The organism is Rhodobacter sp. SGA-6-6, assembly GCF_011043545.1.
Taxonomy (GTDB): Bacteria; Pseudomonadota; Alphaproteobacteria; order Rhodobacterales; family Rhodobacteraceae; genus Pseudogemmobacter.
Window position 1 is genome coordinate 590,141 of the sequence record NZ_JAAKGP010000002.1, and the last position, 22,618, is coordinate 612,758.

Genomic DNA, 22,618 nt, shown 5'->3' on the forward strand with positions numbered 1-22,618 from the left:
GATCTTATCGTTTTTCAGTAGCCGCCATTGCGGCCGGGGATCCAGCTGGTGCCCGCCAGCGGCACGCCCGCCATCGCCGCCGCCTCGATGGTCAGCGAGCAGAGGTCTTCGGGCTCCAGGTTGTGCAGGTGGTTCTTGCCGCAGGCCCGCGCGATGGTCTGCGCCTCCAGCGTCATCACCTTCAGGTAGTTCTTCAGCCGCCGCCCGCCGAGGACCGGGTCGAAGCGCTTGAACAGCTCGGGGTCCTGGGTGGTGATGCCGGCCGGGTCCTTGCCCTCGTGCCAGTCGTCATAGGCATCGGCGGTGGTCTGCAGCTTCTGGTATTCGGCTTCCAGCTTGGGATCGTTGTCGCCGAGCGCGATCAGCGCCGCGGTGCCGATGGCCACCGCATCGGCGCCGAGCGCCATCGCCTTGGCCACGTCCGCGCCCGAGCGGATGCCGCCCGAGACGATCAGCTGCACCTTGCGGTGCATCCCCAGGTCCTGAAGCGCCTTCACCGCCTGCGGGATGCAGGCCAGGATCGGCATCCCCACGTGTTCGATGAACACGTCCTGCGTCGCCGCGGTGCCGCCCTGCATCCCGTCCAGCACCACCACGTCGGCCCCGGCCTTCACCGCCAGCGCGGTGTCGTAATAGGGCCGCGCGCCGCCGACCTTGACGTAGATCGGCTTTTCCCAGTCGGTGATCTCGCGGATCTCGTGGATCTTGATCTCCAGGTCGTCCGGCCCGGTCCAGTCCGGGTGGCGGCAGGCGGAGCGCTGGTCGATGCCCTTGGGCAGGTTGCGCATCATCGCCACGCGGTCGGAAATCTTCTGGCCCAGCAGCATCCCGCCGCCGCCGGGCTTGGCGCCCTGGCCGACCACGACCTCGATGGCGTCAGCGCGGCGCAGGTCGTCGGGGTTCATGCCGTAGCGGCTGGGAAGGTATTGATAGACCAGCGTCTTGGAATGGCCGCGCTCTTCCTCGGTCATGCCGCCGTCGCCGGTGGTGGTCGAGGTGCCGGCTTCCGAGGCGCCGCGGCCGAGGGCTTCCTTCGCCGGGCCGGACAGCGCGCCGAAGCTCATGCCGGCGATGGTGACCGGGATGTCCAGGTGGATCGGATTCTTGGCGAAGCGGGTGCCCAGCCAGACGTCGGTGGCGCATTTCTCGCGGTAGCCTTCCAGCGGATAACGCGAGATCGAGGCGCCAAGGAACAGCAGGTCATCGAAATGCGGCAGGTGGCGCTTGGTGCCGCCGCCGCGGATGTCGTAGATGCCGGAAGCCGCGGCGCGGCGGATCTCGGCGTTCACCGCCGGGGTGAAGGTGGCCGAGTAGCGGGGCGGGGTATGGGGAAAATCGCTCATTCTTGCCTCAGTACGCCGCAGCGTTGTCGATATTGAAGTTGTAGAGCTTGCGGGCCGAGCCGTAGCGGCGGAACTCTTCCGGCTTGGCCTTGCCGTCGGCCTCGCCGCGGCGGAGCAGGTCCTCGAGGATCTGGTAATGCTCGTCCCGCATCTCCTTCTCGATGCAGTCGGCGCCCAGGCTCTTGACCTTGCCGCGCACGAAGAGCCGCGCCTCGTAGAGGCTGTCGCCCAGGGCGTCGCCGGCATCGCCCAGCACCACCAGGTTGCCCGACTGCGCCATGAAGGCCGACATGTGGCCGATGCTGCCATGAACCACGATGTCGATGCCTTTCATCGACACGCCGCAGCGCGACGAGGCATTGCCCTTGATCACCAGCAGGCCGCCGCGCCCGGTGGCGCCGGCATATTGGCTGGCGTTGCCGTCGATGATGACGGTGCCGGACATCATGTTCTCGGCCACGCCGGGACCGGCGCTGCCCTTGACGCGGATCGTCGCCAGCTTGTTCATCCCGGCGCAGTAATAGCCGGTGGAGCCGCGCACGGTGATGTCGACGGGGGCGTCCACTCCGGCCGCGATGGCATGCGCCCCTTTCGGGTTCACCACTTCCCACTTCGTCATGTTGGTCTGGCCCTTCAGGGCGTGCAGCGCGCTGTTCAGCGCCCGCAGGCCCTCTTTGCCAAGATCAAAGCTCTGCATTCTCTCAACGCTCCCAGAAGTAGACGGTGGCAGGCTCGGGTTCCCAGACACGGGCATCCTCGATGCCGGGCAGGTTCACCAGCGCACGGTATTCGCTGCCGAAGGCGACATACTGGTCGGTCTCGGCCATGACGGCGGGCTTGCAGGCGATGGGGTCGCGCACCACGCCGAAACCGTTCTTGGTGCCGACGACGAAGGTGTAGAAACCGTCCAGGTCGTCCAGACCCGATTCCAGCGCCTCGCCCAGGCTTTGCCCCTCTTCCAGCTTGCGGCTGACATAGGCGGCAGCGACCTCGGTGTCGTTCTGGGTCTCGAAGGTCTTGCCCAGCCGCACCAGCTCGCGCCGCAGGCCGTTGTGATTCGACAGGCTGCCGTTGTGCACCAGGCACTGGTCCGAGCCGGTCGAGAACGGGTGCGCGCCCATCGTGGTCACCGCCGATTCGGTCGCCATCCGGGTGTGGCCGATGCCATGGGTGCCCTTCATCTTCGCCACGTCGAAGCGCTTGACCACGTCCTTGGGCAGGCCCACTTCCTTGAAGATCTCGATGGAGTCGCCCACGCTCATCACCTTGACGCCGGGACGCAGCTTGGCCAGCGCCGAGCGCGCGGCCTGGATCTGGTCGATCGGCAACTCGATCACCGCATGGGTGCTTTTCTCAAGCAAGGTCACGGGCTTGCCGATGGCTTCCTTCAAGGCGCCGTCCAGGCCCTTGAAGTCCGACTCGGGTTGCGAGGACTGGATGGTGATCTTGCCGAGGCCGTCGCGGGCCCCGGAGTAGATGGCGATGCCGGCGGAATCGGGGCCCCGGTCGGTCATGGTGACCAGCATGTCGGTCAGCATCTCGCCCAGTTTCGGTTCCAGCTTCGGGTCCTTCAGAAAAAGTCCAACGATGCCACACATGGATTCGTCTCCCTGCTGCTTTCGCCGAAACGCTAGCACCGAAGAATCGGCCTATCAACTGGGAAGAAACTTTTTTTACCTGCCGGGAAACATGTGTCTGTTGCTGTCAGGAACCCCGGTTTTTGTTGACAGATGGTCTCGGGAAGGTTTTCCTTCCAGAAAACAAATTTGCCGGTGAGAGAAAAGGCGTCAAGGGCCGCGCCCGCACCGGAGCCATGGCCCCAGGGAGGAGACTGTGGCAGATCTTGCTCAGAGAATTGCGTCCATGCACCGGCGCGATGTGCTGGTGGCATGGGCCTTCGTGATCGGTTTGTGGTTTGCGATAATCTTCGTGGCGCTGGCCACGTGGAACCTGGCGCCCGACGGCACGGCCCGGACCATCCTGCTGATCGCCGGCGCCATCGTGCTTCTGTTCAACACGGCGGCGATCCTCGCCATGCTGCGGCATTACCGCGAAGACCGCGACTTCATGTATGGGCTGGACATCAAGTTCCTTGATGAAGCCCGCGGCCGGAGGGGGTGACCATGGCGCATTACGAAGCCCCCAAGCAGAGCAAGGCCAGCCAGCTGATCGACGTGCTGGTGCTGGTCGCGCTGACCGTCGGCGCCCTGTTCGTGCCGCTGATCCTGAACATGGCCGGCGCGGCCAAGACCGTCGCCTCGCCCGAGGAAAATCCGACCTGGGAAAGCCTCGGCCAGAACGCCGTGCAGGCCGCGCAATACGAAAAGCTCGGCTTCACCCCGGAAACGGCGCACGACCTGATCCTTGCCCGCTTCGACTACAGCTTCACCTTCGGCGCGTTGCTCGTGATGATCGCGGTCATCGTCCTTTACTACTGGCTGATGCTGCGGTTCTCGGAGGTCGAGTATCGTGAAGTCATCGCCGAGAAATTCGGCAAGTAAGGCGAACACATGGAAACCTGGAACCTTCTGGAATACGCGGCCTGGGGCGTCTCGGCGCTCCTCGCACTCTACATGCTCGTCGACTGGCTGCGGGTGGACAGCACCTACAGCGAGGATGTCCTCACCTCGTCGCGCGAAGGCGAGCTCGAGGCCATCACCGAAGAGCACCACGTGTAGGAGCGCAACATGGCTGATATCGACATCACCTCGAAAGACATCGACGGCATGGGGCCGCACGGCACCAAGGTCGGCCTCCTGCGCGTCCTCGGCCCGGCGCATATCTGGGCGCTCGGCGTCGGCATCGTCCTCGTGGGCGAATACATGGGCTGGAACTTTGCCGTCGGCAAGGGCGGGGCCTATGCGGCGCTGATCGCCTGCTGGGTCGCCGGCATCCTTTACACCTGCGTCGCCATGATCGACTCGGAGGTCACCTCCACCGTCGCCGCGGCGGGCGGGCAATACACCCAGGCCAAGCACATCGTCGGCCCGCTGATGGCCTTCAACGTCGGCCTCTACCTCGTCTTCGCCTATACGATGCTTGAGGCCGCGAATGCGATCACCGCGGGCTACCTGATCTCGGTCGTGGCCTCGATGACCGGCTATTCCGGCGAGCTGGACCAGCGCCCGTTCATCATCCTGGTCATCATGTTCCTGGCCTGGCTGAACTATCGCGGCGTGCTGGCGACGCTGACCTTCAACCTGGTCATCACCGCCATCGCCTTCTGCGCCATCATCGTGCTGTTCCTGTCCACCTCCGGCATCCTCGGCGGCGGCATCATGCAGCACGCCGCCCTGTTCGAGGGGCACGAACTGCCCTACGGCTGGATCGGCGTCCTGGCGGCGATGCATTTCGGCCTGTGGTATTACCTCGGCATCGAGGGCACCACCCAGGCCGCCGAGGAGGTCCGCTCCCCCGCCCGCGCCCTGCCCTTCGGCACGCTGGCCGGGGTGATGACGCTGGCCATCGCCGCAACGCTGACCTGGTATCTCTGCTCGGGCGTGCTGCCCTGGGAATACCTGGGCGACGGGGTGAACGGCTCGGTCGCGCCGCTGTTCGACACCGCAAGGCTGTCGGGCTCGACCGGCCTGCTGTGGTTCCTGGGCTTCGGGACGCTGTTCGCGACGCTGGCCTCGGCCAACGGCTGCATCAACGACGCCTCGCGGGCCTGGTTCGCCATGGGCCGGGACAAGTATCTGCCCGGCTGGTTCGGCGCGGTCCATCCCCGCTTCCGCACGCCCTACCGCTCGATCATCTTCCTGGTGCCGATCGCGCTGATCTTCGCGCTCGGCGCGCCCTTGGACCAGGTGATCACCTTCTCGATCCTGTCGGGCCTTCTGGAATACACCTTCATGCCGCTGAACATCATCATGTTCCGCAAGAAGTGGCCGATGGGCACCATCAAGCGCGGCTACGAGCATCCGTTCCACCCGGTGCCCGCCATCGTGCTGCTGGCCATCTGCGCCACCGTCTTCTTCGCGGTGTTCTTGGGCTACGGCACCCAGCTGGTGGCGATGATCGGCTTCTACATCGTGGTGTCGCTGTGGTTCCACTTCTGGCGCTACCGCTTCGTGAACCGCGGCACGCAGTTCACCATGCCCTGGCCCAAGCCCGCGGGCTATTGATCCCGCGCCGAAGCCTCTGACGGCCCGCCCGCCCGGCGGGCCGTTTCCGTGACAGAAAGGCCCCGATGCCCCCGACCTATCCCCTGATCGCCATCCCCGCGGCCGCGCTGCTGCTGTGGCTGACCTGGCGGCTCGTCCGCGCGCAGCACGGCCGCCGCCTGTCGCGCGCCGGCTATTTCGACGCGCTGCACCCGCTGTTCGACGGGGTGAGGACGCGGATCCAGCCCTCGGGCTTTCCCCGGATGACCGGGCGGCGCGGCCCGCACGGCTTCGACCTGCAGGCGGTGACCGACACGCTGACCTTCCGCAAGCTGCCGGCGCTCTGGGTCATGGTCTCGCTGCCCGAGCCGCTGCCGCTGGCGGCCACGCTGGACATCATGGCCCGCCCCTCGGGACAGGAGCCGTTCACCCATTTCTCCACCCTGCCGCAGATGCTGCCCGCCCCCGCCGGCACGCCCGAGGGCATCGCGCTGCGCACGGACAACGCCGCGGCGCTGCCGCCCGAAGGGCTGGTCGCACGCCATGCTGCGATCTTCGCCGATCCGAAGGTGAAGGAACTGCTGATCTCGCCCAAGGGCCTGCGGCTGGTGATCCTGGCGGAAGAGGCCGACCGCGGCCGCTACCTGATCTTCCGCGATGCCGAGATGGGCGCGATGCCGGTCTCGCCCGCCCGCATCGCGCCGTTGCTGGAAAGCCTGCTGGCGCTGCGCGACGACCTTCTGGACTGGACGAAAGGCAACGGATGAGAAAGCCCCCGAACCCCCGCCTGGTGCTGGCCGTGGCGATCCTGCTGCCCGGCATGGGCCAGGTGCTGAACCGCCAGCCGATCCGCGGGCTGATCTTCGTCTTCTTCGTGCTGCTCCTGGGCGCCTTCACCCTGAAGACCGCCGCGCCCGAGGTCTCCTTCGTCGGCAAGGTCTCCGGCGGGCTGTTCGTCTGGGCGATGGCGGTGTTCGACGCCTACAAGACGGCGCGAATCCGCCATGCGCTGTGGCAGCACAAGGAAAACGCTCCTCGGTAGACTTCGTCCCTCGTCGCAGAACTACCGCGAGGAGAAGCCGAAGGCGAACGACGAGCCTACCCCTGCGGGTAGGAGATCACCGACAGATAGCGTGCCGGCAGCTTCACCAGCACCTCCGGCCCGTGCGGCGCGTCGGCGTCGAAGAACAGGCTGTCGCCCGGCTTCAGCGGATAGACCTGCTCGCCGTGGCGATAATCCACCTCGCCCTCCAGCATATACAGCAGTTCCAGCCCCTCGTGCTGGAAGGCCGGGAAGGTGTCGCTCTCGGTGGTCAGGGTGATGATATAGGGCTCCACCACCACGCCCGAGGAATTCGAGCCGATATGGCCCAAAAGGTTGTATTGGTGCCCCGCCCGGGTGCCGCGGCGTTCGATCTCGATATGCTCGCCCGCCCGCACATGCTGCGCCTCGCGCTTTTCCTCGTAGCTCTTGAAGAAGGCTGTCACCGGCACCGAGAAGGCATGGCTCAGCACCTGCAGCGTGGTCAGCGAGGGCGAGGTGTTGCCGTTCTCGATCTTCGACAGCATCCCGATCGACAGCCCGGTCACCGCGGCCAGATCGGCCACCGTCATTCCCTGCTGGCGGCGGAAGTTGCGCACCTCGCGGCCGATCGCCGCCTCCAGGTTGCGCTCGGCCACTTCGCGGACGCGATGTGGGTCCTGATCGAAGGCCGGCTTGTTGCGCGGCAGGGCGGGGGTTTCGACGATGTCTTCCATAGCGGGCCTCACCAAGGGAACCAATCAAATCTTACGGTGAATTTCACTACAGGGAAACATGCTTCGCAACAAGCCCGCCATTTCCGCGACAGTTTCACGCGGCACCCTGCCGCCCCCGCTACGGGGCCGCGGGCGGCTGGGGATAGCGGGGGGATTCGCCAGCCGCGCCGGGCCTTGCGGGGTCGAAGCCGGACGCTCGGCCCGGGCTGCCATGTCCACGCGAACTGTCGGCCCCGCGAAAGCGGGGACGCCGGCTGCGCCACGGCGGGCGACGGGTCAGATCACCGCCGCCGCCGTCACCTCCAGGCAATGCAGCAGGCTTTTCGCCGAGGAGCGGGCGCCGTAAAGCGTCACCGCCCCGGCGGTATGGCGGATCAGGTAGCAGCCGATATGCTCGATCACCGTCCGGGTGGCGAAACCGTCCGGCGCAGTGGCGAAATCGACGTTGCACAGCCGCTCCATCAGTGGCCCCAGGTCGGGGGCGGACAGGTCGAAACGCACCCAGGCATCGGTCTGTTCGGTGATCGAGGCGGCATCGCCGAACAGCGGTTTCACCGCCGCCACGATGTCCTCATGCGTGGCGAAGGGCGCCTCGACAAACCACATCTCCGGCGCGACCCAGAAGGCCGAATACGGATTGCCCGCTGCAAAGCGCGCGGCCTCGGGCAGCGGAATCCCCGCCGCCTGCGCGGCCCGGGTCACATCCGCCGCCCGCCCCTTGCGGATGGCGACGGAGGCCAGCGCCACGTCGAAGCGTTCCTCGATCCGGTAGGGCCCGACCTGATGGGTCTGCGGGGCGGCCTGCCCCAGGGCGGTCAGCGCATGCAAGGTGTCAGCCACGGAGTCTCTCCCCTTCCGAGTCAAAGAAATGCGGGGAAACGATCTCGACCTCGGTCTCGGTCTTCGCCAGCAGGTTCACCGCCCGCATCCGCTTCCCGATCTTCTGGTCGCCCGCCTTCAGATATCCAAGCGCGATGTCGCAGCCGAGATGCGGCGAGTAGACCTTCGAGGTCAGCCAGCCGCCGTCGTTCTCGATCACCGGCGCGGCGCCATGTTCCAGGAAATGGCTGCCCGCGGTCAGCTGGCCCTTCGGATCGACCGGCTTCACGCCGACCAGCCGATAGCCGTTCGGGTCCACCATCCCCTCGCGCTGCGACAGCACCATCCCGATGGAGTCCTTCTTCTTCGACACCATCTTGCCGAGGCCCATGTTCAGCGCGGTGGACTGGCCGTTCAGTTCGTTCCCCGCCACATGGCCCTTCTCGACCCGCATGACGCCAAGCGCCTCGGTGCCGTAGACGATGGCGTCGAACTCCTGCCCCGCCTCCATCAGCCGACGCACCAGCGCATCGCCATAGCGGGTGGGGACCGCAATCTCATAGGCCAGCTCGCCGCTGAACGAGATGCGGAACAGACGCGCCCGCACTCCGCCGACGGTGATGTTCCCCGCCCCCATGTAGGGGAAGGCCGCGTCCGAGATGTCCTGGTCCACCACCTTCTGCAGCAGCTTGCGCGCGTTCGGCCCGGCGACCGAGAACTGCGCCCAGGCCTCGGTGGTCGAGATCAGCTGCACGTCCATCTCGGGCCACAGCACCTGCCGGGCATATTCCAGATTGCGGAACACCAGCACCGCATTGGCGGTGGTCGTGGTCATCACGTATTCGTTCTCGCCCATCCGGGCGGTGGTGCCGTCGTCGTAGACGATCCCGTCCTCGCGCAGCATCAGCCCGTAGCGGCATTTGCCGACGGCCAGGCTGGCGAAGTTGTTGGCATAGACCTTGTCGAGGAAGGCCGCCGCATCGGTGCCCTGGATGTCGATCTTGCCCAGCGTGGTCACGTCGCAGATGCCCACCGACTTGCGGGTGGCCAGCACCTCGCGGTCGACCGACTGGCGCCAATGGGTTTCCCCGGGGCGCGGCAGCCATTGCGCCCGCAGCCACATGCCGACCTCGACGAAGACCGCGCCCTGCTCCTCGGCCCATTTGTGCGAAGGCGTCAGCCGGAAGGGCTTGAACTCCTTGCCGCGCGACCGGCCCGCCAGGGTGCCCATCGCCACCGGCGTATAGGGCGGGCGGTAGATCGTCGTCCCGGTCTCCGGGATGGTCTTGCCGGTCAGGCCCGCCATCACCGCCAGCCCCAGCACATTGCCGGTCTTGCCCTGATCGGTGGCCATGCCCAGCGTGGTGTAGCGCTTCAGATGCTCCACCGACGAGAAGTTCTCCTTCTGCGCCAGCTTCACGTCCTTCAGCGTCACGTCGTTCTGCGGGTCGATCCAGGCCCGGCCCTTGCCGCCCGAGACATACCATTTCGGCACGATGGACACCGGCGCATCCTCGGCCCGCGGCAGGTCGCCGGCCTTGGCCGCGATCCCCAGATCGGCCAGCGCCGCAACCGCCTGCGCCTGGCCTCCGGCCAGCGCGCCATGGGTGGACAGCACGCCCGCCGCCGCCCCGGCCGCGGTCAGGCCCGGAGGCCCGTCCTCGCCGGGGACGAAGCCCTGGATGCCCTCGTCCCACACGGGACGCGAGCGGTGGTGGGAGGAGATGTTGACGTTGGGGTTCCAGCCGCCCGAAACACCCAGCGCGGTGGCGGCCACCGTCTCGGTCCGCCCGTCGGCCTGCCGGATGGTGACCGATTTCAGCCCCAGCCGGCCAGCGGTATCCACGACCTCGGCCCCCTTCAGGTGGCGGACACCGGGCAGCAGATCGCCGTCCTTGCGGGCGTCGATCACCGCCACCACGTCCACGCCCCGGGCCTTCAGGTCCATCGCGCTGCGCAGCCCGTCGTCGTTGTTGGTGAAGACCGCGACGCGATCCCCCACCGCCACGCCCCAGCGGTTGGCATAGGCGCGAAGCGCGCCTGCCAGCATCACCCCGGGCCGGTCGTTGTTCTCGAAGGCGATGGGGCGTTCCGTCGCCCCGCCCGCCAGGATCGCCCGGCGGGAATAGATCCGCCACAGGGTCTGCCGCGGCTTGCCCTTGGCGGGCACGGCGAGGTGGTCGCTCACCCGCTCCACCGCGCCGTAGATGCCGTGGTCGAAGGCGCCGATCACCGTCGTCCGCGTCATCAGCCGCACGTTCGGCATCGCCGACAGCTCGGCCACCGCGCCCAGGGCCCAGTCCGCCCCAGGCTGGCCGCCGACCTCCAGCGTCTCGGCGTTCAGCCGGCCGCCCATGCGGAAATCCTCATCGGCGAGGATCACCCGGGCGCCCGCCCGGCCCGCGGTCAGCGCCGCCGACAGGCCGGCCGGCCCGGCGCCGATCACCAGAAGATCGCAATGCAGGAAGCCCTTGTCGTAGTCGTCCGGGTCCTCCTGACGGGTCAGCGCGCCAAGCCCCGCTGCGCGGCGGATGATCGGCTCGTAGACCTTTTCCCAGAAGGACGCCGGCCACATGAAGGTCTTGTAGTAGAAACCGGCGGTGAAGAAGGTGTTCAGCCGGTCGTTGATCGCCATCGCGTCGAACTTCAGACTGGGCCAGGCGTTCTGGCTGGTCGCCTCCAGCCCGTCGAACAACTCGGCCACCGTGGCCCGCGTGTTCGGCTCCTGCCGCGCGCCCGACCGCAGCTGCACCAGCGCGTTCGGCTCTTCCGACCCGGCCGACAGCGGTCCGCGCGGGCGGTGATACTTGAAGCTGCGGCCCATCAGCCGCACGCCGTTCGCCAGCAGGGCCGAGGCCAGGGTGTCGCCCGGATGCCCCTGATAGGACACGCCGTCGAAGGTGAAGCGCCAGGTCTTGCTGCGGTCGATCTGGCCGCCGGAAATGCGGTTCTCTTGGCTCATTTCGTCCGCCCCATGGCTTTGGCCACGTCGCGGGCCAGCTCCACCGATCTGATCTCATGCGTCACGGTGTTCCGCGTCACCACCAGCCAGGAGCGGTCGCCCTGCTCGTGATACCACAGCTCCCGATGCTCCCCGGCCGGGTTGTCCCGGTTGTAGAGCCAGTTGTGGAACGCCTCGACGCCCGTCGTCATGCCGTCGGGCCGGTTCATCAGCTCGGCCGAGCCGAGATAGACGAATTCCTGCGAATCCCGCGGCCCGAGGATCGGATGGTTGATGATCATGCGAGAAGTCCTTTTCGCATTTTCGAACCGCAAAACCGGTTCCCACTTTTGCTGAAAATGCTCATCGCGCCCCTCAATGCAGGTTCGGCTGGGCACCCTGGCCCTTTTCGTCGATCATCAGCCCCTTGAGGAAGCGATCGAAACGATAGGCCCGGGCCACCTTGTGCGGCTCGTCCTTCGCCATCAGATGCGCGAAGCACCAGCCGCTGGCGGGGGTCGCCTTGAACCCGCCGTAGCACCAGCCGCCGTTGAAATAGAGCCCCTCGACCGGGGTGCGGTCGATGATGGGCGAGCCGTCCATCGACATGTCCATGATCCCGCCCCAGGTGCGCAAGAGCCGCGCCCGGCCGATGGCCGGCATCAGCGCCATGCCCCCTTCGGCCACGTCCTCGATCACCGGCAGGTTGCCCCGCTGGGCATAGGAGTTGTAGCCGTCGATGTCGCCGCCGAACACCAGCCCGCCCTTGTCGGACTGGCTGACGTAGAAGTGCCCGGCGCCGAAGGTGATCACCCCGTCGATCAGCGGCTTCAGCCCCTCCGACACGAAGGCCTGCAGGACATGGCTTTCCATCGGCAGCCGCATCCCGGCGTGCGCCATCACCTTGCTGGACGACCCGGCCACCGCCACGCCCACCTTCTTCGCGCCGATGAAGCCGCGGGTGGTCTCCACCCCCTTGATGCGCCCCTGCTCGATCCGCATCCCGGTGACTTCGCAGTTCTGGATCAGGTCCACCCCGCGCATGTCGGCGCCGCGGGCATAGCCCCAGGCCACCGCGTCGTGCCGCACTGTGCCGCCGCGCCGCTGCGCCAGCCCGCCCTTGATCGGGAAGCGGGCGTTGTCGAAGTTCAGCCAAGGATACATCGCCCGGACCTGCTCGCGGTCCAGCAGATCGGCATCGGCGCCGTTCAGGATCATCGCATTGCCGCGCCGGGTGAAGGCGTCGCGCTGCGCGTCGGTGTGGATCAGGTTCAGGATGCCGCGCTGGCTGACCATCGCGTTGTAGTTGAAGTCCTGCTCCAGCCCTTCCCACAGTTTCAGCGAGAATTCATAGAACGGCTCGTTGCCGTCCAGCAGGTAGTTCGACCGGATGATCGTGGTGTTGCGGCCGACGTTGCCGCCGCCGAGATAGCCCTTCTCGATCACCGCGATGCGCGCCTGCCCGAACTCCTTGGCCAGGTAATAGGCCGTCGCCAGCCCGTGCCCGCCGCCGCCGACGATGACGAAATCATACTCCGCCTGCGGCGCCGGATCGCGCCAGACGGGCTTCCAGCCCTTGTGGCCCGTCAGTGCCTCGGCAATCACCCGGAAACCGGAATAGCGCATCCCGCGCCCTCCTTTGCCTGTTCGCCCCATCTCTACTCCTGCCATCCGCGACACCGCTTCCGTTTCCGCCAAGGCCGCTGCGGTTTTCGCCATTCCCGCCGATGTGAGCAGGCCATCGCGCCGCAGGGGCGCCAAAGTTCCGCCCGATTGGTCCGGCAGAGCGAGGCGGAAAGGACAGGAGGGGGGAGTCGGCCGTGTCGCAGCAGGACCAGTTTCAGCAACGCCTGGACCGCATCCGCCAGCAGGAGCAGCACAGCGGCGCCCCCGCGCCCTTGCCCGGCCGCGGCACCCCGCCTGCGGCCGGGCGGGAGATCGCCACCAATGCGCTCTACCCGCTGTCGCTGGCCGGGGCTTTCCTGCTGGGCCTGCTGGCCGTCGGCCTCGGCCGCTACATCCGCTTCCACCTCGCCGATGGCGCGGCGGGGGACCAGACCAGCGACATGGACCTGCTGATCACCGTGGGCTTCGGCATGGCCGCCTCCTTCGTGCTGGCGCAGATGTTCCGGCTGTCCTCGAAAGAGCATGTCGGGCTGCAGGGGATCGGGGTGATGGTGGCGGTCTGCACCTTCCACAACCTGTTTCACTGGGCGCCGGGGCCGATGGCGGCGGTGTTCTCGCCCGGCTATGTCGCCGAGATGCAGGACCTGGCCCCCGCCAACACCGCCGTCTTCCGCGGCATGGTGTTCAACCTGGTGGAGCCTCCTGCCCCGGAGACCGCGGCCGGAGAGGAGGCGCAGCCCGCCGCCCCGCGCCTGCTGAAGCTGGACAGCGAGAAATAGCGCTTTCCCCGGCGGCCCGGGTCACGTTCGGCGATGATGGAGGGAATGGCAGGGGCAGCAGGGCTCGAACCCGCGACCTACGGTTTTGGAGACCGTCGCTCTACCAGCTGAGCTATACCCCTGTGGTCGGCGCAGGGGTTACGGCAGGCGGCGGGGAAGGTCAAGGGATTCTCGCGGGCTGGCCGCTCACCACATCAGGATCGACCGGATCTGCGCGGGGATGTCGAAACCGTCGCCGTGGTGCAGCGCGCTGGACAGGGCGCTGGCCTGGGCCGGCGTCAGGTCCGACAGGTCGGCATCGGGCACATATTGCCGGATCTCGTATTCCTCGGTGGCGGTCAGCCCGGGTTCGCGGGGGACGCAGGCGGCCAGCAGAAGCAGGCAGAGGGGCAGCAGGCGGGTCATGCGGGTCTCTCCGAAACGACCCCAGCATAGCCCCTGCCCGCGCCTCAGGCCAGAGCCGCGGGATCGCCGGAGACCAGCGCGGGCAGCGCCGCCTCGATCCGCTCGGGCGGCCAGTCCCACCAGCACAGGTCCAGCAGATGCGCCACCACCTCCGGCGCAAACCGCATCCGCAGCACGCGGGCCGGATTGCCCGCCACCACGGCATAATCCGGCACGTCGCGCGTCACCACCGCCCCGGCGCCGACGATCGCGCCGTTGCCGATCCGCACTCCCGGCAGCACCAGCGCACCATGGCCGAGCCAGACATCATGGCCGATCCGCGTGTCCGGCAGGGTCTCGAAGGCGCCTTTGAACGCCTCCAGCGCCGTATGATCGAAGATCGCGAAAGGATAGGTCGTGGCGCCCTGCATGGCATGGTTGGCGCTGGCGGTGACGAAGCGCGCGCCATGGGCGATCTGGCAGAACTTGCCGATCACCAGCCGCTCGGGCGCGCCGGGATAGAGATAGGGCGCCAGCCGCGCCGCCCAATCCTCCGGCGGGTCGAAGTCATTGGCATAGCTGTAGTCGCCGACCGTGATGTTCGGATGGTCGATGACGGCGGGCAGATGCGCGATGCAGCGGTTCACGGTGCCGTCGGGAAACCGCATCGGATGGCGCAGGGTCGGGTCGAACAGCGGCATGGCAATCTCCGAAAGGTCACTCCCGGCCGAGGCAGCGGCGCATGTCGGCATGGGCGGCGCGGATCAGCGCGGTCAGGGCAGCCTCGTCCGGCAGCGTCGCGGGCCGCAGCTTCACATGCCGCATCCGCTTGCCGGTGCCTTGAAGCAGCCCCGCCGGATCGTCCAGCCCGGCGCCGCGGAAGAACCCCACGTTCACATGCGCCCGGAAAACGTCGACATAGCCGAAGGCCGCCTCCTCGACGCAGGCAACCGGGCAGCCGTCATGCAGCAACTCCCGCACATCCTCGCCGCAGCCGCGCATCACCCTGAACCAACGCCGCGCGAGGGCGCCGAGTTCCCCCGGCCGGTCATCGAACCAGCGCGCGACGGCGGGATCGTCGCGGCGGGCCGAGGGGAAAAGCATCAGCCGATCCATGGGCGAAGTGTGGCACGGCGGCACCCGGAATGCAAAAAAGGCCACCCGGAGAACGGCCCCTTACTCATAGGCCCGGTATCACCATCTTGCTGCCTTCCGATGCAAGCACTGGCGCATTAGCATCAGGGATTTCGACTCAGGCGGCGAGGGAGATGGGTATGCAAAGTCTGGTTGTAGCCGTGAAGGAATGCGTGGATGCGCTGAAGATTTCCGGCAAGTGCGGCGAGAAAATCCTGAAACCCGCAATCCAGAACCATCTCACCCGCCTTGGTCTCGAAGCCGATGCTGAAGATCGGAGCCTCTTTCTTGGTGCGCAGCTTCCGGTCTGGCGGAGCAAGGATACGAGGGAAATCGAGGTGACCGCCGCGCGAAGAAAGATCGATCTGGTTGTGAGGCAGGATGGCAAGGTGATCGGTCTGATCGAAACCGAGAGTGATCTTAATGACCTGAGGCCAGTAGGAGTAACCCGAAGAAACGGACACTATGACGTCTACAGCATCGCCCGCGATGCCAGGGGCGCATGGTTTCATTCCTACAAGTCGCTCGAACGGATGGCTGCTGCACTCTGGTATGACGCCGGTCTTGCGCCGGACGCACTCCCCAATGTCCAATCCGACGACCCCGGCGTTCATAACCCCAAGGGTCTGGATTGTATCCTCGTGACCGGCAGATGCCGCCCCTCTGATCAAGCCATCCTAGCCCCACGCTTGTTGGCTCTCGGTGCCACGCTGATCGGAGCCAGCTAAACAGGAAGGGCCGCCCCGAGGGACGGCCCTTTCAATCTCACGCAAGGCGGGGTTCACCCCGCCATTCTTACGCGATGATCTTGGACACCACGCCCGCGCCGACGGTCCTGCCGCCTTCGCGGATGGCGAAGCGCAGCTTCTCTTCCATCGCGATCGGCGCGATCAGCTCCACCTCGAACTTCAGGTTGTCGCCCGGCATCACCATCTCGGTGCCTTCCGGCAGCTGCACGGTGCCCGTCACGTCCGTCGTGCGGAAGTAGAACTGCGGACGGTAGTTGGCGAAGAACGGCGTGTGGCGGCCGCCCTCTTCCTTGGTCAGGATATAGGCCTCGGCCTCGAACTTGGTGTGCGGCTTCACCGAGCCGGGCTTGCACAGCACCTGCCCGCGCTCCACCCCGTCACGGTCCACGCCGCGCAGCAGCGCGCCGATGTTGTCGCCCGCCTCGCCGCGGTCCAGCAGCTTGCGGAACATCTCGACGCCGGTGCAGACCGACTTCTTGGTGTCGCGGATGCCCACGATCTCCACCTCGTCGCCGACGTTGATCACGCCGCGCTCGACCCGGCCGGTCACAACCGTGCCGCGGCCCGAGATCGAGAACACGTCCTCGATCGGCATCAGGAACGGCTGGTCGACCGCACGCGCCGGGGTCGGGATATACTCGTCCACCGCCTTCAAGAGCGCCCGCACCGAGTCTTCCCCGATGTCCTTGCGCTCGCCGATCAGCGCCTGGTGGGCCGAGCCCTTGATGATCGGGATGTCGTCGCCCGGGTAGTCGTAGGACGACAGCAGCTCGCGCACTTCCATCTCGACCAGCTCAAGCAGTTCCGGGTCGTCGACCAGGTCCACCTTGTTCATGTAGACCACCATGTAGGGGATGCCCACCTGGCGGCCCAGCAGGATGTGCTCGCGCGTCTGCGGCATCGGGCCGTCCGAGGAGGCCACCACCAGGATCGCGCCGTCCATCTGCGCGGCACCCGTGATCATGTTCTTCACGTAGTCGGCGTGGCCGGGGCAGTCGACGTGGGCATAGTGCCGCGCCTCGGTCTCATATTCCACGTGCGCCGTCGAGATCGTGATCCCGCGGGCCCGCTCTTCCGGCGCGCCGTCGATCTGGTCATACGCCTTGAACTCGCCGAAATACTTCGTGATCGCCGCCGTCAGCGTCGTCTTCCCGTGGTCAACGTGGCCAATCGTGCCGATGTTGACGTGCGGTTTCGTCCGTTCAAACTTTGCCTTTGCCATGGTCGGGCGCCCTTGCTCTCTGGGGGCCCGCAAAGGGGCCCTCGGTCTACTCGGGCGGCGGCTTAAAGGCTGGGGGCGGGAAAATCAAGCCTCAGTTGGCCGGATCGGCCGGGGGCCCGACCACCTCCACCATGGGTTCCGGCGCGGGGTCGGCGGGTGCCTTCTTCGCTTCCTTGATCGTCTCGGCCCGGGCGGCCATCGCGGCCTCCAGTTCCTCGGCCGTCATGTCGAACCATTCGGGGTGTTCCAGCAGCCAGTCCTCGACCTTCTTCACCGCGTTGAAGGCCAGCGCCTCCATCTGCTGCTTCCGCGACCGGGTGATGCCGGTGCCGATCACCGTCTCGCCCGAGAGGCTTTCGAAGACGGTGATCTGGTGGCCTTCGGGGTTCAGCTTCTTCTGCGCCGCGTCGTCCCAGATGTTCGCCGTCACCACCAGGATCGACTTCGGCGCCGCCACCACCGGGATGCCGGGCGGAGCCAAAGCATAGGCATCGACCGAGATGCCGATGTTGTAGAGCTTCGTCCCCTCGTAGCGGCCGAAGCGGTCGTCCACCGCCTTGACGATGGCGGCCTCCCATTCGTCGGGCGTGGCCGGGCGGCTGATCGGCACCATCTCCACCTTGTCGGCCACCGCGATGTTCAGCCCCAGGGCGAACTCCCCCAGCGGCACCGGCGGCTCGGCCAGGTCGTTGCGGGCGCAGGCGGACAGGCCGGCCATCAGGCAAAGGGCAAGGCAAAGGCGCATCAGGGCCATCGGCGACTCCGTTCGGGCTGACCGTCAGTCCTAGCGAAGCCCGCGCCCCGGCGCAACTTTCCCCGTCAACCTGCCCCGTCAGGTGAAGCGGTTGTCGCGCGGGAAGCCCCGCGGCGCCATTTTGCCCGCCCCGGCGCGCGGGCCCTGCCATTCGGAGAGGTCGGTCTCGGTCCGGGTGCGCCCCGCAGGGTCCTTCCAGGACAGGCCCTCGGCCAAGGCGAAGGTGATCGCATCCGACAACCCGCCGTCCTTGTATTTCTGCAGGCGGACACCCTTGCCCCTGGCCATCTCCGGCAGGTCTGCCAGCGGGAAGACCAGCAGCTTGCGGTTCTCGCCCACCACGGCGACATGGTCGCCGCGCACCGGCACGCAGACCGCGGCCTTCACCCCGTCCTTCACCGTCAGCACCTGCTTGCCCGCCTTGGTCTGGGCCACCAGATCCTCGGCCGGCACGACGAAGCCGTCGCCGGCGTCCGAGGCGACCAGGTATTTCGCCCCCGGCCGGAACGGGATCAGGTCGGTGATGCCGGTGTCGTTGGGCAGGTCCACCATCAGCCGGACCGGCTCGCCCATCCCCCGCCCGCCGGGCAGGTTGGCGCCGATCAGGGTGTAGAAGCGGCCGTTCTCGGCCACCAGCAGGATCTTGTCGGTGGTCTCGGCGTGGAAGGCGAAGCGGGGGCCGTCGCCGTCCTTGAACTTCTGCTCCAGGCTCAGGTCGACATGGCCCTTCATGGCGCGAATCCAGCCCATCTTCGAGCAGATCACGGTGATCGGCTCGCGCTCGATCATCGCCTCGAAGGGGACCTCCTCGACCTCGCCGGCCTCGGCGAAGGTGGTGCGGCGGTCGCCGCCCGGGGTGCCCTTGCCGTATTTGCGGCGGATGTCCTCAAGCTCCTCGCCGATCCGCTTCCATTGCAGCTTCTCGCTGTCCAGCAGGTCGGCCAGCCCGGCGCGTTCCGCCATCAGCGCGTCGCGCTCGGCCCGCAGTTCCAGTTCCTCCAGCCGGCGCAAGCTGCGCAGCCGCATGTTCAGGATCGCCTCGGCCTGGACCTCGGTCAGCTCGCCTTCGCCCGGCCCGGGGCTGCGGTAGTCCTTTTCGGACAGCGCCCGGGGATGCTCCCTGCCCCAGTTTTCCCGCATCAGGGCGGCCTTGGGGTCCTCGTCGTAGCGGATGATGTCGATCACCCGGTCGAGGTTCAGATAGGCGACGATGAAGCCTTCCAGCACCTCCAGCCGGTGGTCGATCTTCTCGATCCGGTGTTCGGACCGCCGCCGCAGCACCTCGCGCCGGTGGTCGAGGAAGGCGCGCAGCACCTCCTTCAGCCCGCAGACCCGCGGCACCCGGCCGTCGATCAGCACGTTCATGTTCAGGCTGAACCGGGTCTCCAGGTCGCTGTTGCGGTAGAGCGTGCCCATCAGCACCTCGGGGTCCACCGTCCGCGCCCGCGGCTCCAGCACGATCCGCACGTCCTCGGCGGATTCGTCGCGGACATCGGCCAGCAGCGGCACCTTCTTCAGCTGGATCAGCTCGGCCAGCTTCTCGATCAGCTTGGACTTCTGCACCTGGAAGGGGATTTCGGTGACGACGATCTGCCAGGTCCCGCGGCCCAGATCCTCCACCTGCCATTTCGCCCGGGTGCGGAAGGCGCCGCGGCCGGTCTCGTAGGCCTCCAGGATCGAGTCCCTCGGCTCCACCAGAACGCCGCCGGTGGGGAAATCGGGGCCGGGAATCAGCGCGACCAGATCGGCGGTGGTCGCCTCCGGCTGCTTCAGCAAGAGCTGGCAGCCGCGGACCAGTTCGTCGAGGTTGTGCGGCGGAATGTTGGTCGCCATCCCCACGGCGATGCCGCTGGCACCGTTGGCCAGCAGGTTGGGGAAGGCGGCGGGCAGCACCACCGGCTCTTCCAGCCGGCCGTCGTAGTTGGGGCGGAAATCGACGCAGGTCTCGTCGATGCCTTCCAGCAGCGCCTCGGTCAGCGCGGTGATCCGCGCCTCGGTGTAGCGGGAGGCCGCGGGGTTGTCGCCGTCGATGTTGCCGAAGTTGCCCTGCCCGTCGACCAGCGGGTAGCGCATGTTGAAATCCTGCGCCAGCCGCGCCATCGCGTCGTAGATCGCCGCATCGCCATGGGGGTGGAAGTCCCCCATCGTGTCGCCGCTGATCTTGGCCGACTTCAGGAAGCCCCCCGTCGGCGTCAGCCGCAGCCGCCGCATCGCCCAGAGGATTCGGCGGTGGACCGGCTTCAGCCCGTCGCGCGCATCCGGCAGGGCGCGGTGCATGATGGTGGACAGCGCATAGGTCAGATACCGCTCCCCGATCGCGCGGGACAGCGGTTCGGCCACGGTCAGGCCATAGGTCTTGTCGGTATCGTCGTCCTGGGACATGGATGTTGTGTAGTGCGGCGGCGCGGCGCGGTCCAGCGGCAACACGCGCGGTAAGGGTTTCCGATCCCGGCTTTTTCCCTCTCACCCGCCGTCCGATCCATGTTACCAAAGGGGTATCTGCCGCCGCTGCCCCGGTAAAATCATGTTCCGCCTTCTTGTGCCCCTTTGTGCTGCAATCTTCGTCACCCTGCTGATCGCGGGCGAGGACAAGGGGCAGTTGCGCCCCGGCCTTGCCGCCGCCGTTGCCGATGGCGAAGGGATCGTGGTGCTGGAACGCCGCCGCGCGCCGGAGGTGGTGGCGGTGGCCGAGGCGGTGGAGGCGGAACCCGCGGGCGCCGCCCCGGTGGTGGAGCCGGTGGTCGAGACCGCCAGCTACACCCCGCCGGCCGAACCCGAAGCCGCCCGCACGGTCAGGCCCGAGCCGGTCTTCACCCTGTCCGCCCTGCCGACCACGACGATGGACATGGAAGAGATTCCCGCCGCCGAACCCGCCCCTGCACCGGCCTCGGGCGATGTCTGGTATGTCACAGCCAATGCGGTGAACGTGCGCGAGGGCCCCTCCACCGGCGCCGCCGTGGTGGACCGGCTGACCCGCGGCGAGGCGGTCGCGGTCAGCTTCGAGCCGGGCTCGGAATGGGCCCATGTGCGGATCGAGGGCGACGGGCTGGAAGGCTGGGTCGCGCTGCGCTTCCTGTCCCCCGAAGCGCCCTGATCCATCGGAACTTCATTTGACGCCGGCCTGCCGACGCCCTAGCCCTGCGGCAAAAGCACAAGAATGGGCAGGCACATGGACAGGACGATTCTCATCACCGGCTGCTCCTCGGGCATCGGGCTGGATGCGGCGCGGGGGATGAAGGCCCGCGGCTGGCGGGTCTTCGCCACCTGCCGGCAGGAGGCGGACTGCAAGCGCCTGCACGAGGAAGGGCTGGAAAGCTTCCGCCTCGACTACGCCGACGAGGCCAGCATCGTGGCGGCGGTGGAGGAGGTGAAGGCCCGCGGCGGCCGTCTGGACGTGCTTTACAACAACGGCGCCTTCGCCTGCCCCGGCGCGGTGGAGGACCTGCCCCGCGGCGCGCTGCGGGAAATCTTCGAGACCAACCTCTTCGGCTATCACGACCTGGCCACGAGGGTGATTCCGCTGATGCGGGCGCAGGGCCACGGCCGGATCGTCAACTGCTCCTCCGTCCTCGGGCTGGTGGGGATGCGCTGGCGCGGCGCCTATGTCTCGACCAAGTTCGCCATGGAGGGGCTGACCGACGTGCTGCGGATCGAGATGCGCGGCACCGGCATCGACATCGTCCTGATCGAGCCCGGCCCGATCACCAGCCGCATCCGCGAGAATTCGGTGCCGCATTTCGAGAAATGGGTGGATTGGGAAGCCTCGCCCCGGGCCGAGGAATACCGCAGCCTGCTGCACCGGCTCTACGACGCCAAGACCAAGCCGGACAGGTTCGAGTTGCCGGCCAGCGCGGTGACCAGGGCGCTGGTGCGGGCCTGCGAAAGCCCCCGGCCCCGCGCGCGCTACTACGTCACCACGCCGACGCATCTGATGGGGATCGCCCGCCGCATTCTGCCCAACCGGGTGCTGGACTGGCTGGTCGCCAGGGTCTGATGCAGCGCAGGGGCGGCCCCATGGTCGGAATGTGACTTCGCATTCCGCCGGCTTTGGCCTAAACCCGGGGGCGACCGGAGGTGCCCATGTTCGACGACCCGACCTTCACCCTTGCCGCCTTCGCGGCGCTGGTGGTGCTTGCCATCCTGCTGTTCGGCATCGGCACCTTCGCCAAGGGCGGCGAGTTCAACCGCAAGCACGCCAACCGCGTCATGCGCTGGCGGCTGATCGCGCAATTCATCGCCGTCGTGCTGATCGTCGGCTTCGCCTGGCTGAAATCGAGGGGGTAAGCCATGGTTGTCCTGTCGAAGATCTACACCCGCACCGGCGACAAGGGGGAAACCGCGCTCGGCAATGGCGCGCGGGTGCCGAAATTCAGCGACCGCGTCTCCGCCTATGGCACCTGCGACGAGACCAACGCCACCGTCGGCCTTGCCCGCCAGCACGCGACCGGCGAGATGGACGCGGCGCTGGCCCGGATCTCCAACGACCTCTTCGACCTCGGCGCCGATCTCTGCACCCCGGACCGGGAGAAGGATGCCGACCTGCCCTATACCCCCCTGCGAATGGTGGCGGCGCAGGTCGAAAGGCTGGAGGCCGAGATCGACGCCATGAACACGAAGCTGACGCCGCTGCGCAGCTTCATCCTGCCCGGCGGATCGGCGCTGGCCGCCCATCTGCACCTCTGCCGCACCGTCTGCCGCCGGGCCGAGCGTCTGGTGGTGGAACTGGCGGCGCAGGAGGACGTGAACCCCGAGGCGGTGAAATACCTCAACCGCCTGTCCGACTGGTTCTTCGTCGCCGGCCGCATTGCCAACGACGACGGCAAGGACGACGTGCTCTGGGTCCCCGGCCTGACACGCTGACTGTGCCGCTCTGATCGGACCAGCCGATCTAAACGCGGCGTCCTGTCGCCGATTCCTGTCGCATTTGCTCTGTTTTTCCGGGTCCCCTTGCGATAACACCCCCGCCAGAGAGCTTGGCCGGGGCTTTGCCCCATCACTGGAGATTA

Annotated in this window: 26 protein-coding genes and 1 tRNA gene; 12 read left to right on the forward strand and 15 right to left on the reverse strand. The window is 67.3% G+C overall.

Annotation, left to right across the window (positions count from 1 at the left end; genetic code table 11):
• Positions 1–14: 14 nt before the first annotated feature.
• The 3 genes from G5B31_RS06265 to G5B31_RS06275 are packed head-to-tail and all read right to left on the reverse strand — an operon-like array spanning position 15 to position 2,941.
• Positions 15–1,343: an FMN-binding glutamate synthase family protein gene (locus tag G5B31_RS06265; RefSeq protein WP_165014687.1), complete on the reverse strand. Its 1,329-nt coding sequence runs from the start codon at positions 1,341–1,343 to the stop codon at positions 15–17.
• Between the two features lie 7 nt (positions 1,344–1,350).
• Positions 1,351–2,040 (reverse strand): GXGXG domain-containing protein, encoded by a 690-nt coding sequence (locus G5B31_RS06270; RefSeq protein ID WP_165014690.1) that lies wholly within the window; start codon positions 2,038–2,040, stop codon positions 1,351–1,353.
• 4 nt (positions 2,041–2,044) lie between these two features.
• On the reverse strand, positions 2,045–2,941 hold the full coding sequence (locus G5B31_RS06275) for a glutamine amidotransferase family protein (protein WP_165014693.1): 897 nt from the start codon (positions 2,939–2,941) through the stop codon (positions 2,045–2,047).
• A 265-nt stretch (positions 2,942–3,206) separates the two neighbouring features.
• Here G5B31_RS06275 and G5B31_RS06280 point away from each other — a divergent pair, with 265 nt between their 5' ends.
• The 6 genes from G5B31_RS06280 to G5B31_RS06305 all read left to right on the forward strand — a co-directional run bounded on the left by G5B31_RS06280 (position 3,207) and on the right by G5B31_RS06305 (position 6,488).
• The gene (locus G5B31_RS06280; protein WP_205911809.1) at positions 3,207–3,464 is read left to right on the forward strand and encodes a hypothetical protein; all 258 of its coding nucleotides are present in this window, start codon (positions 3,207–3,209) and stop codon (positions 3,462–3,464) included.
• Between the two features lie 2 nt (positions 3,465–3,466).
• Positions 3,467–3,844 carry a hypothetical protein gene (locus G5B31_RS06285; protein ID WP_165014699.1) on the forward strand — a complete coding sequence of 126 codons (378 nt, stop codon included), beginning with the start codon at positions 3,467–3,469 and terminating at the stop codon, positions 3,842–3,844.
• Positions 3,845–3,853: 9 nt separating this feature from the next.
• Positions 3,854–4,021, forward strand: a complete 168-nt coding sequence (locus G5B31_RS06290) for a hypothetical protein (protein ID WP_165014702.1) — start codon at positions 3,854–3,856, stop codon at positions 4,019–4,021.
• A 9-nt stretch (positions 4,022–4,030) separates the two neighbouring features.
• Positions 4,031–5,467, forward strand: a complete 1,437-nt coding sequence (locus G5B31_RS06295; RefSeq protein ID WP_240904305.1) for an APC family permease — start codon at positions 4,031–4,033, stop codon at positions 5,465–5,467.
• A gap of 65 nt (positions 5,468–5,532) precedes the next feature.
• Positions 5,533–6,213, forward strand: a complete 681-nt coding sequence (locus G5B31_RS06300) for a hypothetical protein (RefSeq protein ID WP_165014705.1) — start codon at positions 5,533–5,535, stop codon at positions 6,211–6,213.
• On the forward strand, positions 6,210–6,488 hold the full coding sequence (locus G5B31_RS06305; protein ID WP_165014708.1) for a hypothetical protein: 279 nt from the start codon (positions 6,210–6,212) through the stop codon (positions 6,486–6,488). Before G5B31_RS06300 ends, G5B31_RS06305 begins: the two co-directional genes overlap by 4 nt.
• A gap of 56 nt (positions 6,489–6,544) precedes the next feature.
• Here the strand turns inward: G5B31_RS06305 and G5B31_RS06310 are convergent, their stop codons facing one another.
• The 5 genes from G5B31_RS06310 to G5B31_RS06330 all read right to left on the reverse strand — a co-directional run bounded on the left by G5B31_RS06310 (position 6,545) and on the right by G5B31_RS06330 (position 12,590).
• Entirely contained in the window at positions 6,545–7,204 is a 660-nt protein-coding gene (locus G5B31_RS06310; RefSeq protein ID WP_165014711.1) for a cupin domain-containing protein, read from the reverse strand.
• A 276-nt stretch (positions 7,205–7,480) separates the two neighbouring features.
• Positions 7,481–8,044 carry a sarcosine oxidase subunit gamma gene (locus G5B31_RS06315; protein ID WP_165014715.1) on the reverse strand — a complete coding sequence of 188 codons (564 nt, stop codon included), beginning with the start codon at positions 8,042–8,044 and terminating at the stop codon, positions 7,481–7,483.
• Positions 8,037–10,985, reverse strand: coding sequence for a sarcosine oxidase subunit alpha family protein (locus G5B31_RS06320; protein WP_165014718.1), 2,949 nt, complete (start codon positions 10,983–10,985; stop codon positions 8,037–8,039). The genes G5B31_RS06315 and G5B31_RS06320 overlap by 8 nt, the downstream gene beginning before the upstream one ends.
• A complete protein-coding gene (locus tag G5B31_RS06325; protein WP_165014721.1) occupies positions 10,982–11,266 on the reverse strand; it encodes a sarcosine oxidase subunit delta in 285 nt (94 codons plus the stop codon). Before G5B31_RS06325 ends, G5B31_RS06320 begins: the two co-directional genes overlap by 4 nt.
• Positions 11,267–11,339: 73 nt before the next feature.
• Positions 11,340–12,590, reverse strand: a complete 1,251-nt coding sequence (locus G5B31_RS06330) for a sarcosine oxidase subunit beta family protein (RefSeq protein ID WP_165014724.1) — start codon at positions 12,588–12,590, stop codon at positions 11,340–11,342.
• A gap of 194 nt (positions 12,591–12,784) precedes the next feature.
• Between G5B31_RS06330 and G5B31_RS06335 the strand changes: the two genes are divergently transcribed.
• Complete coding sequence (locus G5B31_RS06335; protein WP_165014726.1) at positions 12,785–13,369, forward strand: hypothetical protein; 585 nt, start codon at positions 12,785–12,787, stop codon at positions 13,367–13,369.
• Positions 13,370–13,415: 46 nt separating this feature from the next.
• Here the strand turns inward: G5B31_RS06335 and G5B31_RS06340 are convergent.
• The 4 genes from G5B31_RS06340 to G5B31_RS06355 form a co-directional block, all read right to left on the reverse strand.
• A tRNA-Trp gene (locus G5B31_RS06340) sits at positions 13,416–13,491 on the reverse strand.
• Between the two features lie 64 nt (positions 13,492–13,555).
• Positions 13,556–13,774 (reverse strand): hypothetical protein, encoded by a 219-nt coding sequence (locus G5B31_RS06345; RefSeq protein ID WP_165014729.1) that lies wholly within the window; start codon positions 13,772–13,774, stop codon positions 13,556–13,558.
• Between the two features lie 44 nt (positions 13,775–13,818).
• Entirely contained in the window at positions 13,819–14,454 is a 636-nt protein-coding gene (locus tag G5B31_RS06350; protein WP_165014732.1) for a CatB-related O-acetyltransferase, read from the reverse strand.
• A gap of 16 nt (positions 14,455–14,470) precedes the next feature.
• Entirely contained in the window at positions 14,471–14,857 is a 387-nt protein-coding gene (locus tag G5B31_RS06355; RefSeq protein ID WP_205911810.1) for a DUF1801 domain-containing protein, read from the reverse strand.
• Between the two features lie 170 nt (positions 14,858–15,027).
• Here G5B31_RS06355 and G5B31_RS06360 point away from each other — a divergent pair, with 170 nt between their 5' ends.
• On the forward strand, positions 15,028–15,615 hold the full coding sequence (locus G5B31_RS06360; RefSeq protein ID WP_165014738.1) for a hypothetical protein: 588 nt from the start codon (positions 15,028–15,030) through the stop codon (positions 15,613–15,615).
• 67 nt (positions 15,616–15,682) lie between these two features.
• Here the strand turns inward: G5B31_RS06360 and tuf are convergent, their stop codons facing one another.
• The 3 genes from tuf to G5B31_RS06375 all read right to left on the reverse strand — a co-directional run bounded on the left by tuf (position 15,683) and on the right by G5B31_RS06375 (position 19,994).
• The gene (tuf, locus tag G5B31_RS06365; protein WP_165014741.1) at positions 15,683–16,858 is read right to left on the reverse strand and encodes an elongation factor Tu; all 1,176 of its coding nucleotides are present in this window, start codon (positions 16,856–16,858) and stop codon (positions 15,683–15,685) included.
• 91 nt (positions 16,859–16,949) lie between these two features.
• Positions 16,950–17,612, reverse strand: a complete 663-nt coding sequence (locus G5B31_RS06370) for a hypothetical protein (RefSeq protein WP_240904306.1) — start codon at positions 17,610–17,612, stop codon at positions 16,950–16,952.
• Between the two features lie 78 nt (positions 17,613–17,690).
• A complete protein-coding gene (locus tag G5B31_RS06375; RefSeq protein WP_165014744.1) occupies positions 17,691–19,994 on the reverse strand; it encodes a DNA topoisomerase IV subunit A in 2,304 nt (767 codons plus the stop codon).
• Positions 19,995–20,136: 142 nt separating this feature from the next.
• Here G5B31_RS06375 and G5B31_RS06380 point away from each other — a divergent pair, with 142 nt between their 5' ends.
• From G5B31_RS06380 to G5B31_RS06395, 4 genes are all read left to right on the forward strand, one after another.
• Complete coding sequence (locus G5B31_RS06380) at positions 20,137–20,706, forward strand: SH3 domain-containing protein (protein ID WP_165014747.1); 570 nt, start codon at positions 20,137–20,139, stop codon at positions 20,704–20,706.
• A gap of 75 nt (positions 20,707–20,781) precedes the next feature.
• Positions 20,782–21,606, forward strand: coding sequence for an SDR family NAD(P)-dependent oxidoreductase (locus G5B31_RS06385; protein WP_165014750.1), 825 nt, complete (start codon positions 20,782–20,784; stop codon positions 21,604–21,606).
• Positions 21,607–21,692: 86 nt separating this feature from the next.
• Positions 21,693–21,896 carry a twin transmembrane helix small protein gene (locus tag G5B31_RS06390; RefSeq protein WP_165014753.1) on the forward strand — a complete coding sequence of 68 codons (204 nt, stop codon included), beginning with the start codon at positions 21,693–21,695 and terminating at the stop codon, positions 21,894–21,896.
• Between the two features lie 3 nt (positions 21,897–21,899).
• Positions 21,900–22,472 (forward strand): cob(I)yrinic acid a,c-diamide adenosyltransferase, encoded by a 573-nt coding sequence (locus tag G5B31_RS06395; protein WP_165014756.1) that lies wholly within the window; start codon positions 21,900–21,902, stop codon positions 22,470–22,472.
• The last annotated feature ends 146 nt before the right edge of the window (positions 22,473–22,618 follow it).